We start from the raw sequence: 11,937 nt of genomic DNA, 5'->3' as shown, positions 1-11,937 counted from the left end.
GGCACCGGATCGACCAGACGCCGAACCGACCAACCACCGGGCCGATCAACCGCCGGGCGATCAGACGCCGGACCGCCCAACCACCGGGCCGACCAACAGCCCAGCCGACCAACCGCCGGGCCGATCAGCCGTTCACGCCCACGAAGGCGCGGAACGCCTGACCCGGCATCAGCCGGGTGGCCTGGACCTCGGTGAAGCCCGCTCCCTCCAGCTGCGCGAGAAGTTCGTGGTGGTGCGGCAGCGGGCCGCCGAAGTCGGCCAGGTCGAACCAGAGGTTGAGGATGCGGAGCCCCACGTTCCCGTCCCGGCACGAGGTGGTCAACAGCAGCCGCCCGCCGGGCGCGAGCAGCCGGCGGGCCCGCTCCAGCACGGCGACCCGCTCCCCCTCGGAGAAGTAGTAGATGTTGTTGTGCATCATCACGAGGTCGAACGGCTCCCCCGGCTCCAGCTCCCGCAGGTCGGCGCGGCGGGTGTCGACCCGGTCGGCCAGCCCCCAGCGGGCCAGGTTGGCCGCCGCCTGATCCGCCACGTCCTGTTGCAGGTCGACGGCCAGCCCGGTCAGCAGCGGGTTGAGGCGCGCCGCGTGGCGTGAGTAGACGCCGGTGCCGCAGCCGATGTCGAGCAGCCGGACCGGTCGGCCGCGGTCCACGACACGTTCGATGGCCGCCTCGATGAACGGCTCCAGGACCCGGCTCGCCCGCGCGGTGACCTCGCCGTCCATGTCGCCCAGGGTGAGCCGCCGGCCGTCCTTGATCATGGCGGGCGCGTGGAGCAGCGCCGGGATCTGGTAGCTCACCATCTGCTCCAGGGAGGCGGCCACCGCCTCGTTACCCGGGCGGACGAGCGCCCTGGACAGCCGGCCGCGGAGCCGGTAACGGTCGCCACGGCGGCCCAGCTCGCCCAGCTCGACGCCCACGTCCAGCCAGCCCCGGAGCCGAGGGCCGGCCTCGGCGGGCGCGCCGAGCGCGAGGGCCAGCTCCTCGGCGGTGCGCGGCTGGTCCGCCAGCAGCCGGAGCACTCCGTTGTGCACCGCCGAGGTCAGGAACGCCGCGCGGCAGACGGGGGTGAGAACCCTCCGCCAGAGCGACACCAGCAGAACGCCCTGTCGGTTGCCGACGAGCTTGGCCATCGTCCGTAGGTTGCTCAAGGTCTCTCCTCGAATAGGGGGGCCGCTCCGCGGGCGCGCGTGCGCCTGTCCGCGGAGCGCTCACCGCGCGATCCGTCGCCACGCGGCCACGGCGCAGTCTCAGACCCCTTCCGAAACACGCGCAAGACCGCCCTATGCCCATGGCTCCCGGGCCTCTTGACCGTGCTGCGACCATGGACGGCGCACACCCCACCAGGTAGGACATTCGTACGACGACACCCGAATGAGGTACTCGCGCATGCACCGGACCCGGCCGACCCTGGAGAACGTGGCACTGTACGCGGGCGTCTCGCGCGCCACGGTCTCCCGCGTCGTCAACGGCTCCCCCAAGGTCGCCGAGGACAGTCGGGAGGCGGTGCTTCGGGCGATACGGGAGCTGGGCTACGTGCCCAACCAGGCGGCGCGCAGCCTGGTGACCCAACGCACCGACTCCTTCGCGCTCGTGCTGTCCGAGGAGGCGGGGCGGGTCTTCTCCGACGACCAGTTCTTCCCCGGAATCGTGCGCGGGGTGAGTCAGGAGCTGGAGGAGGCCGACAAGCAACTGGTGTTGATGATGGCCCGCTCGGCGGCCAGCCGGGAGCGCATCGAACGCTTCGCACTGGCCCGGCACGTGGACGGGGTGATCATGGCCTCGCTGCACGGCACCGACCCGCTGCCGGCCCGGCTGGCCCGGATGGGCATCCCCGTCGTCTGCAACGAGCGCCTGCTGGGACCGCAGTCGCCGCCGTACGTCGGGGTGGACAACGAGCGGGGTGCGGCCGCCGCCGTACACCATCTGCTCGACTCCGGCCGCACCCGCGTCGCCACCGTCGCCGGGCCGCGCGACATGGTGGCGGGCATCGACCGGCTCGCCGGCTACCGGACCGAGATGGAGGCCGCGGAGCTGCCGCGGTACGTCGCGGTGGGCGACTTCACCCGCGAGTCGGGCGCCCGCGCGATGCGCGAACTCCTCGCCCACCGGCCCGATCTCGACGCGGTCTTCGCCGCCTCCGACCTGATGGCCATGGGCGCGCTGCACGCGCTGCGCCAGGCGGGCCGCCGGGTTCCCGACGATGTGGCCGTGGTCGGCTTCGACGACATCGAGCCCGCCCGCTACACCGAGCCGCCGCTGACCACCGTCCGCCAGCCCATCGCCCACCTCGGCCGGCTGCTGGCCCGCCAACTGCTGCGGCTGGCCGGCGGCGAGGAGGTGGAGCCGGCGGTGGTGCTCCCGACCGAGCTGGTGGTGCGCGAGTCGGCCTGACCGGGGGCTCCCTCCCGTGCGGCCCGGCTACCCTCCGGTGTGCCGGGGGAGCAGCGCCCGCAGCTCCCGCTCGAACTCGTCGTAGCGCAGCCGCAGTTCCCTGCCCGGCCAGTCGGCGGGCAGCAGCCGACCGGGCAGCACCGGATCGGCCAGCAGATGGCGCAGGATCGCGGCGGCGACCGTGAAGCGCGCGGCCGGACCGTCCGCGCGGTCCAGGGCCGACAGCAGCGCCCGCGCGTGCCGCGCCCAGCCGTCCAGGTCCCACAGCCGCGCCGCCAGCGCGGCCGGGTCGTCCCGCGGAGCGCCGGTCAGCAGCGTGCACTGTGCGGCGACGACGGGCGGGTGCGGGCGCAGCAGGTTGTCGGGGCGCAGCCAGGTGCCCTCGCGCAGTTCGGCGAGGCGCAGTTCGGCCATCGCCTGGCGCAGCGCCGCGCGCTCGGCGGCCGGGCGGCGCTCCGAGGTGACCACGGCGATCTCCCACCCGCCGCTCCAGCGCCGGGTGTGCGGGGCACGGCTCTCGTCCTGGCGCGCCTGGCGGGCCAGCAGCCGCGCGGTGAGGCGGTAGCCGCCGTCGTGCGGTTCGAGGTCGCCGGCGGCGACCATGCGGGTCAGGGCGGTGCGAATGGTGCCCTCCGCGGTGCCGAACAGCGCTCCGATCCGGACCAGCGCGCGGGCCGGGAGCTGCGGTGGGTGGTGGCCCAGCAGGGTGCTGAGCACCACCGAGCGCGCGGTCAGCGGGCGCAACGTGAGCGGCCCGGCGTCGGGAGTGGAGCCGGTGCCGGTGCCGTGGGTGGTGGGGCCGGCGCCGGGGCCGGATGCGGTGTGTTCCATGGCTACCCGGAAACCCTATCCCTTACAGTTCTCCATCACGCATGATGGAAACGTAATACTTCCTGCCGCCCCGCCCCGCCGACCAGGAGGTCGCTGTGAGCGCAACCCACGAGGTCCTCAACCAGGCTCCGCCGCTGATCGACTTCAGCACCGCCGACGACGCCGCCCTGCTGGAGGCGCTGCGCCGGGACGGAGCCGAGTGGGGTGTGCCGGAGGTCAGGGAGGTGGGCCGGCGCGCCGGCTCCGCCGAGGTGCAGGAGTGGGCGCGGATGGCCGAGGAGAACCCCCCGGTGCTGCACACCCACGACCGGTACGGCCACCGGGTGGACGAGGTCGAATACCACCCGGCCTACCACCGGTTGATGACGGTCGCCGTCGAGAGCGGCCAGCACGCGGCGGCCTGGAGCGAGCCCCGCGCGGGCGCGCATCTGGTGCGCGCCGCCAAGTTCTACGCCTTCGCGCAGGCCGAGCCCGGCCACGGCTGTCCGATCTCGATGACGTACGCCGCGGTCCCCGCGCTGCGCGCGCAGCCGGACCTGGCGGCCGTGTACGAGCCGCTGCTCGGAGCCCGTACCTACGACTTCGGGCTGCGGCCCCCGCTGGAGAAGCGCGGGCTGATCGCCGGGATGTCGATGACGGAGAAGCAGGGCGGCTCGGACGTGCGGGCCAACACCACGTGGGCGGAGGCCCAGCCGGACGGCTCCTACGCGCTCACCGGCCACAAGTGGTTCACCTCCGCGCCGATGAGCGACGTCTTCCTGACCCTGGCACAGGCCGACGAGGGGCTGACCTGCTTCCTGGTGCCGCGCGTCCTGCCCGACGGCACGCGCAACCCGATCCGGCTCCAGCGGCTCAAGAACAAGCTGGGCAACCGCTCCAACGCCTCCTCCGAGATCGAGTACGAGGGAGCCCTCGCCTGGCGGGTCGGCGAGCCCGGCCGCGGGGTGCGCACCATCGTGGAGATGGTCAACATGACCCGGCTGGACTGCGTGATCGGTTCGGCCGCCGGCATGCGCGCCGGGTTGCGACAGGCGATGCACCACGCGGAGCACCGGCGGGCGTTCGGCGCCGAGCTGATCGACCAGCCGCTGATGCGGAACGTCCTGGCGGACCTGGCCATCGAGTCCGAGGCGGCCACCACGCTCGCGCTGCGGCTGGCCACCGCCCTGGACCGGGCGGAGGCCGGCGACCCGGCGGAGGCGGCGCTGCGCCGGCTGGGGCTGGCGGTGAGCAAGTACTGGGTGTGCAAGCGGGGCAGCGCGCACGCCGCCGAGGCGCTGGAGTGCCTGGGCGGCAACGGCTATGTCGAGGACTCCGGCATGCCGCGGCTGTACCGTGAGGCGCCGCTGCTCTCCATCTGGGAGGGCTCGGGCAATGTCGCCGCCCTGGACGTGCTGCGCGCGCTGGGCCGTGAGGAGGGCGTGTGGGACGCCTTCCTGGCCGAGGTGGACGCCGCCGCGGGCGCCGACGCCCGACTGGACGCGGCGATCGCGCGGCTGCGCGAGCTGCTCCCGCAACTCGCCGACCCTCAGCGAGCCCAGGTGCTCGCCCGCCGGCTCGCCGAGCAGATGGCCCTCGTCCTCCAGGGCAGCCTGCTGGTGCGCCACAGCCACCCGGCGGTCGCGGACGCCTTCTGCGCCTCCCGGCTCGGCGGTGACTGGGGACACGCCTTCGGCACGCTGCCTCCCGGCGCCGACACCGGCCCCATCCTGGAGCGCGCCCGCCTCAAGGACGTCCGTTGACCGCATCGGACCCGAAGGGCGCGACGGACACCCCCGCCGGCGGCACGGCGGTCCGCGTCGAGCGGGTGGGCCCGGTCACCACGGTCGTCCTGTCCCGCCCGGAGGTCCGCAACGCGGTGGACGGACCCACCGCCTCGGCGCTGGCCGACGCCTTCCGCGCCTTCGACGCGGACCCGGGCGCCCGGGTGGCGGTGCTGTGGGGGGAGGGTGGGACGTTCTGCGCGGGAGCGGACCTCAAGGCGATGGGGAGCGAGCGGGGCAACCGGGTCGCGGCCGACGGCGACGGACCCATGGGCCCGACCCGGCTGCGCCTCTCCAAGCCGGTGATCGCGGCGGTCAGCGGTCACGCGGTGGCGGGCGGCCTGGAGCTGGCCCTCTGGTGCGATCTGCGGGTCGCCGAGGAGGACGCGGTCTTCGGCGTCTTCTGCCGCCGCTGGGGAGTGCCGCTCATCGACGGGGGCACGGTCCGCCTGCCCCGGCTGATCGGCGCGAGCCGCGCCATGGACCTGGTGCTGACGGGCCGCCCCGTACCCGCCGCCGAGGCGTACGCGATCGGCCTGGCCAACCGCCTCGTCCCGAGCGGCCGGGCCCGTGCCGAGGCCGAGCGACTCGCCGCCGAACTGGCCCGCTACCCGCAGGCGTGTCTCCGCTCGGACAGGGCGGCTCTGCTGGAACAGGAGGCGCTGCCCGAAGAGGCCGCCCTGACGGTCGAACTCCGCCACGGTCAGGGCGTCCTCGCGGAGGCCCTGACCGGCGCCGAACGGTTCGCGGCGGGGGCCGGACGGCACGGGGACTTCTCCGAGCTCTGAACACCCTCCGACGACTGCTGCGGTGGCCTGGGCCACGCGACGGCCATCAGCCGATCCCGGTGATCATCGACCCCGACGACAGGAGCAACGCGCCCAACGCCCCCACCGCACCGTAACGTCGCACCTCTCCCCGGGGATCCAGTCGGCGGACATACCGCGTGGTGGCGGCGGCGAAAGCCACACCGCCCACGATGAACCACGGTCCCCACAGGCAGAGGTACCAGCGGGTCAGCCCCGCCAGGTCAGGCGCGACGGAGCGGGCCCCGACCTCGACCAGCACTCCCTGCACGACGAAGAGACAACCGTGCCAGACCAGCAGCACCGCCGCGCCGCCGCCACAGAACACCGTGAGACGGCCGATCCATCCGCCGCGCCGGTGTGTCAGGCCGACACCGATCAGGGCCCCGAAGACCTTCAGAAGACCGGTCACCCACAAGACGGCCACGAACCACGCCACCCGATCCTCGGCGAGCTTCACCAGGGACGGCGCCACCGTCGTCCGCGCGCCGAAGGTGAATCCCATCGCCCAGGCGAAGCTGGGTACCGCGAACAGGAGCCCCCATACCGCGGCAGCGAGCCCCGGCCAAGCGCCCGGCCGAAGGCGGGATGCCCGGCGCGGGGCCGGACGCGCTGCATCATTCACAGAGAGCTCGATCGCCATGGCTCCATCCTTGCCGGACCACGACGACGAGATGTCGTCCGCACGGATGATCGACCTCCACCGCGGGACCTACCTCGCGACGTCCTCGCGGCTGAGACGAACGGACTCAGCACCGACCGCCGTGCCAGGCCGCCACGGGCAGACATACGTCGGCCCCCACCGGAGTGGGGGCCGATCGCACCACCCCCGGAGCCGACCAGGGGTACCGTTCTGAACGTCTTGGGTTCAGAACGGAGCCAGCATGGCACAGCGCATCGACGAGCACACCGGCGCACGGATCGCGGACTACCGGAAGATCCGCCAGTTATCACAAACGGCGCTCGCGCAACGGGCCTTCATCAATCGCAGCACCCTCGCCAAGATCGAGTCCGGGCTGTCACCGGCTACTCCCACCCTCGTCGCGGCGGTCGCTCGCGTCCTTCAGGTCGACGTGGCGGTCCTCAACGGCCAGCCCTACCTCTCCGAGATGCAGCAGGACCACCTCGACAAGCTGATCAGCCCGCTGTCCGACGCGCTGGACCTGTACGACCTCGGTCCGGACCCCGATATCGTCCCCCGGCCCGTCGACCGGATCGTCGCCGACGTCGACGCCCTGTGCGAGGGAACGTGCGCCACGGAGTACAAGGACATCGGCACCAAGCTCCCGGGCCTGCTGGGCGAGCTCACCACCGCGCTGAGCCTGTTGCCGCCGGGTCAGCAACAGCGGCGCGCCAGCACCTCGCTGAGCTGGTGCTACTGGGTGTCGTACGAATTCGCCTACCATCTCGGCTACCACCAACTCGCCTCGATCGCCCTGGAACGCATGGGCTGGATGGCGGAACAGGCCCAGGATCCACTGCTGCTGGCCATCCGGTTGAGCAAGCGCAGCAGCATGCTGCTGCGTCGGGGCAACAACCGCATGTCGCTGAAGGTCATCGAACGCGGCCACCGCCTGGTCGAACAGTGCGACGAGCCGCGATCCGTGCCGGCGCTCGCCGTCGCCGGCAGCCTCCACCTGGCCTCCGCCATCGCCGCGGCCCAGGCCAAGAACGGCGACAACGTCAAGGGCTACATGGAACTCGCGCGGAAGGCCGCCGAGGAGATCGGACGCGACGTCCCCACCGTGTACTGGACGTCCTTCGGCAGGACCAACGTGATCCACTTCGACGTCGCCACCCGCGTGGAGCTGGGCAAGCTGGGCGAGGCGGTGAAGGAGGCCAAGGCGCTGCACTTCCCGCCGGGTCACCCGAAGATCCGAATGGGGCGCTACTACATCGAGATGGGTCGCGCCTACGCGGAGATGGGCCGCGGCGCGGCTGCGGAGCGATCACTGCGCCGGGCCCGTCAGGTGGCCCCCCAGCAGGCCAGGTACCACCCGCTCATGCGGGAGACGATCGGCACGCTGGTCCGGCGGCAGCGCCGGGCCTCCGACTCCCTGGCCTCCATGGCCGCCTGGGTCGGCATGTAGGGCCACCGGAAGGCTCGTCCCCGGATGACGCCGCGCCACCCTGCCGCGTGAGGGCGACACCACCCCGGACGACCCCGGCCCGACCACCCCTCGCGACGTGCCGGCCGCCGCGGGCTGACACACGTCGGCCCCCACCGGAGTGGGGGCCGATCGCACCACCCCCGGAGCCGACCAGGGGTACCGTTCTGAATGTCAGCAGAACGGAGTTCAGCATGCCACAGGGCATCGAAGAGCACACCGGCGCACGAATCGCGAGGGCGCGCAAGACGCGCCACCTGACGCAACGTGAGCTCGCGGACAGATCCCATGTCTCCTACAGCACGCTCACCAAGGTCGAACAGGGGAACCTCCCCGCCAGCCCCTCCGTCATCGGCGCCCTTGCCCGCGCCTTGTCCGTGCCTGTCTCCGACCTCACCGGCCAGCCGTACATAGAGGAACTTCGCCGTGATCAGCTCGACGGTCTGATCCAGCCCATCCGTGAGGCCCTCGACGTCTACGACCTCGGACTTGACCCCGAGGTCGCTCCCCGCGGCCTCGACGAACTACACGGCGACACGGAGCGGCTGTGCGCGCTCGTGCGCGCCACCGACCTCAAGACCGCGGCCGCCGAGCTTCCGGGGCTCGTCCACGAGGCCACCGCCGCGGCATACACCGACGGCTCGGACCGGTCCTGGCAGATCCTCGCCAGCACCTACCGCACGGCCTACGACGTCACCGCGAAACTCGGATACGCCGACCTGTGCACCGTGGCACTGGACCGGGTGGAGTGGGCCGCCCAGCGCGCGTCCGATCCCGTGCTCTCCGGGATGCGCCAGTACATGCGCGCTCTGGTGTATCTGCGGTCCGCCCAGTACGGGACCGGCCACCGGCTTGTGCGGATGGGCATGTCCACCATGGAGCAGGCACCACCCAGCCGTGAGCGCGACGTGGTGACCGGACAACTGCACCTCGGCGCAGCAGTGTTGTCGGCGAGAAGCAAGGACGGCGACACGGCGGACGCGCACCTGGCGGCGGCTGAGCGGATCGCCTCACGCACGGGCGAGGCGGTCAGGACGCACTGGCTGGCGTTCGGACCCACCAACGTGCGTGTGCACAAGGTGTCCACCCTGGCCGAGCGAGACCTCTTCCCGGAGGCGGTGGCAGCCGCCAAGGACCTTTCCCTGCCGGACGACTGGCCGCCGTCCCGGGTGAGCCACCACCACGCCGAGGTGGCCCGGGCGCAGCTGTGGATGGGGCGTACCAAGGAGTCCTTCGACAGCCTGCGCAAGGCGCGCCAGGTGGCTCCCCAGCAGACGCGCTATCACCCGCTGGTGCGCGAGACGTACACCGGACTGGCGCACGCCCGGCGGTCGATGCCCGAGACGTTCACCGGGTTCGGTTCCTGGCTGGGCATGTAGCGCCTCGTCACCCTTTGGCCGGAACTGTCAGAAACCTCTGATAGTTCCGGCCCTTTCACGTCGGCACGATGGCACAGTCCGCACACCGTCTGTCCATGGAGCCGACCATGACGACCCGCCCCCTCCCGTGGATGCCATCCCATAGCGGAGACGTCGAGGCGCAACCCGCAGGCCATTCCTGGGACGCCGTCAAAGTCCCCGCACTGATCGGCAAGGCCGCCCTGACGTTCCTCGGCGGGGACTCCGGGGCCGTCATCGCCGACGGCAAATGCGCGCTGTGGTACTGGCTCGTGGCGCCCGGTGCCGCCGCGGACTGGACGCTGCACCGCGTCCTCGGCAAGGGCGCCTACGTCGCCGTGCCCCCGGCCGACCGTACGAGAGGACCGGGCCTGCACTGGCGCGTACCGCCGACCCCTGGCCGCTGCCTCACCGAGCCCGCCACGCTCCACGCCGCGCTGCTGGCCGCCGGCCACACCGTCAAGCACTGCCACCGCTGCGACCGCATGACGGCCGAACCCGTCATCGTCGCCGACGTCCACGGCGCCACCGGCTCCGGCCGCATCATCCACGCCTGCCCGGCCTGCGCACCGCACTACCCACCCCCGTACGACCCCCTCACCCAGATCGCCACCGACCGCCGCGCGCTGGAAGGGCGGAGCCGGTGAACCACCGCCACACCACGGCGATCAACGCCATCACCCCGCCGGCCGGCGCGGCGCCCGTGAAGCAGCCCGCGGGCCTGACCTGGGACGCCGTACGCGTGAGCCTCGACAGCGCCGACGACGTACTCAAGCAGCTCGGTGACCAGAGCGGGGCGGTGATCGAGGACCCGGCCGAGGCGTGCCGGTACTGGCTGGTGGCCCCGGGCGCCGCCGAAGGGTGGACCCTGCCGCACCCGGTCCTCCGGCGCGGTGCCTTCGTGCCCGTGCCACCGGCCCGACGTACCGAGGGCCCCACCGTGCACTGGCGGGTGCCGCCGGGCCCCACCCGGGGCCTCACCGACGCGCTGCGCCTCCACGCGGCGCTGGTGGAGGCGACCGGCGGCCGGGAGGACCCGGTCCGCGCGGCCTGGATTCCGTTCATCGTGCACGCCACGAACTGCCCCGTGTGCCGCCGGTGCCCCACGGCGTGCACGACCGGGCTCGCACGATGGACCCACTACCGGGAGGCGCGGGCCACGGCCCTGCTCTCGTAGGCGGACACCATGTCGGGCGTTCAGGCGGTGAAGGTCCCCGCCGAGGCCGCTGAGGCACCGCTGAGGCAACTCGCGCTCTCGGTACGGAGTCTTCCTCTGTGCCGGCCTTCGGCGATGGCGGTGTCGGGCGCGTGGCAGATCTCACGGCCTGTGCCGAGGGCGGCGGTCATTCCACCGGAGCGGGGGGACGCGATGAGGCACAGGCGTGTGAGGACTCGGCGAGCGGTACGGGCGGGTGTGGTGGGCGTGGCGATGACGGCCATGGCCGCCACGGCGTCCGCGGCACCCGCGTGGGCCGGTCCGGACCGGAGCGCGGACGGGAGCCCGGGGCACGGGGCGGTCCAGCGGGCGATGGAGGCCGTGGTAGACGGCGGGATCCCCGGTGTCACCGCCCGGGCGAGGGACCGGGAGGGCGTCTGGAGGGGTACCGCGGGGGTCGGTGATCTGAGGACCGGGAAGCCGCGCGGCACCGAGGACCGCTTCCGAGTCGCCAGTATCACCAAGACGTTCGTGGCGACCGTGCTGCTCCAGCTGGAGGCCGAGGGCCGGCTCCGCCTGGACGACACGGTGGAGCGCTGGCTTCCAGGAGTCGTCCGGGGGCACGGCCACGACGGGCGGAAGATCACCGTACGGCAGTTGCTCAACCACACCAGCGGTGTGTACGACTACACCAACGACGACGACTATCTGAAGAAGTACGTCTACGCCCCGGGCTTCCTGAAGCACCGCTACGACACCAGGACCCCGCAGGAGGCCGTGGACGTCGCCATGGCGCACCAGCCGGACTTCGCGCCGGGCACCCGGTACCAGTACTCGAACACCAACTACGTCCTGGCCGGGCTGATCCTGGAAGCGGCCAGCGGCAACTCGTACGAGGACGAGATCCGCGAGCGCGTCATCGAGCCCCTGGGCCTGCGCGGCACCAGCCTGCCCGGTGACACCTCGTCGATGCCCCGCCCCAGCAGCCGGGCCTACTCGACGCTCTCCCCCGACCCCGAGGCGACGAAGGTCTATGACGTCACGGCGCAGAACGGCTCCCAGAGTTGGGGGGACGGCGACATCATCTCGACCACCGGGGACCTGAGCCGGTTCCTCAGCGCCCTGCTCCGGGGCGAGCTGCTCCCCGCCAGGCAGCTCAAGGCCATGATGACGACGGTGCCCCACCCCGAGGAACCCACCGCCGGCTACGGTCTGGGCCTCGCGAAGTACCAGACGAGCTGCGGTACCACGGTCTGGGGCCACGACGGCGGCTGGCTCGGCTCCCTGTCGGCGGTCGTGTCGACCGTCGACGGGCGCCACACCCTGGCCTACAACCTCAACGGCGACTGGGCCATGCCGGCCAACCTGGTGCAGGCCGAGTTCTGCGGCACCGAGCCGGGCACCGCCCTCGCGTCACGCCCCGGCCCGCACCGGCCCGGGCGTACGCACGGGTAAGGGCGGCGGCGGCCGGGAAGGGCACGACGGG

Annotated in this window: 11 protein-coding genes; 8 read left to right on the top strand and 3 right to left on the bottom strand. The window is 72.6% G+C overall.

The features are described from left to right. Positions 1–124: 124 nt before the first annotated feature. The gene (locus tag LRS74_RS31555; protein ID WP_277744210.1) at positions 125–1,147 is read right to left on the bottom strand and encodes a class I SAM-dependent methyltransferase; all 1,023 of its coding nucleotides are present in this window, start codon (positions 1,145–1,147) and stop codon (positions 125–127) included. A gap of 238 nt (positions 1,148–1,385) precedes the next feature. Between LRS74_RS31555 and LRS74_RS31550 the strand changes: the two genes are divergently transcribed. After that, positions 1,386–2,390: a LacI family DNA-binding transcriptional regulator gene (locus LRS74_RS31550; protein ID WP_277744209.1), complete on the top strand. Its 1,005-nt coding sequence runs from the start codon at positions 1,386–1,388 to the stop codon at positions 2,388–2,390. Between the two features lie 27 nt (positions 2,391–2,417). Here the strand turns inward: LRS74_RS31550 and LRS74_RS31545 are convergent, their stop codons facing one another. Further along, entirely contained in the window at positions 2,418–3,221 is an 804-nt protein-coding gene (locus LRS74_RS31545) for a PaaX family transcriptional regulator C-terminal domain-containing protein (protein WP_277744208.1), read from the bottom strand. A gap of 95 nt (positions 3,222–3,316) precedes the next feature. Here LRS74_RS31545 and LRS74_RS31540 point away from each other — a divergent pair, with 95 nt between their 5' ends. Together LRS74_RS31540 and LRS74_RS31535 are read left to right on the top strand one after the other, a co-directional pair. After that, positions 3,317–4,963, top strand: coding sequence for an acyl-CoA dehydrogenase family protein (locus tag LRS74_RS31540; protein ID WP_277744207.1), 1,647 nt, complete (start codon positions 3,317–3,319; stop codon positions 4,961–4,963). Then, positions 4,960–5,772: a crotonase/enoyl-CoA hydratase family protein gene (locus LRS74_RS31535; protein ID WP_277744206.1), complete on the top strand. Its 813-nt coding sequence runs from the start codon at positions 4,960–4,962 to the stop codon at positions 5,770–5,772. Before LRS74_RS31540 ends, LRS74_RS31535 begins: the two co-directional genes overlap by 4 nt. A gap of 46 nt (positions 5,773–5,818) precedes the next feature. On the opposite strand, the gene LRS74_RS31530 is transcribed toward LRS74_RS31535, so the two are convergent. Continuing rightward, positions 5,819–6,433, bottom strand: a complete 615-nt coding sequence (locus tag LRS74_RS31530; protein WP_277744205.1) for a DUF3995 domain-containing protein — start codon at positions 6,431–6,433, stop codon at positions 5,819–5,821. 241 nt (positions 6,434–6,674) lie between these two features. Between LRS74_RS31530 and LRS74_RS31525 the strand changes: the two genes are divergently transcribed. From LRS74_RS31525 to LRS74_RS31505, 5 genes are all read left to right on the top strand, one after another. Then, positions 6,675–7,880 carry a helix-turn-helix transcriptional regulator gene (locus tag LRS74_RS31525; RefSeq protein ID WP_277744204.1) on the top strand — a complete coding sequence of 402 codons (1,206 nt, stop codon included), beginning with the start codon at positions 6,675–6,677 and terminating at the stop codon, positions 7,878–7,880. Between the two features lie 212 nt (positions 7,881–8,092). Continuing rightward, the gene (locus LRS74_RS31520; protein ID WP_277744203.1) at positions 8,093–9,277 is read left to right on the top strand and encodes a helix-turn-helix transcriptional regulator; all 1,185 of its coding nucleotides are present in this window, start codon (positions 8,093–8,095) and stop codon (positions 9,275–9,277) included. A gap of 107 nt (positions 9,278–9,384) precedes the next feature. Further along, on the top strand, positions 9,385–9,942 hold the full coding sequence (locus LRS74_RS31515; RefSeq protein WP_277744202.1) for a hypothetical protein: 558 nt from the start codon (positions 9,385–9,387) through the stop codon (positions 9,940–9,942). After that, a complete protein-coding gene (locus tag LRS74_RS31510) occupies positions 9,939–10,472 on the top strand; it encodes a hypothetical protein (protein ID WP_277744201.1) in 534 nt (177 codons plus the stop codon). The genes LRS74_RS31515 and LRS74_RS31510 overlap by 4 nt, the downstream gene beginning before the upstream one ends. A 252-nt stretch (positions 10,473–10,724) precedes the next feature. Beyond that, on the top strand, positions 10,725–11,906 hold the full coding sequence (locus LRS74_RS31505) for a serine hydrolase domain-containing protein (protein WP_277745018.1): 1,182 nt from the start codon (positions 10,725–10,727) through the stop codon (positions 11,904–11,906). The last annotated feature ends 31 nt before the right edge of the window (positions 11,907–11,937 follow it).

This window comes from Streptomyces sp. LX-29, assembly GCF_029541745.1.
Classification (GTDB): Bacteria; Actinomycetota; Actinomycetes; order Streptomycetales; family Streptomycetaceae; genus Streptomyces.
The sequence above is the reverse complement of the archived record's forward strand: the minus strand, read 5'-3'. Positions and strand labels throughout refer to the sequence as shown.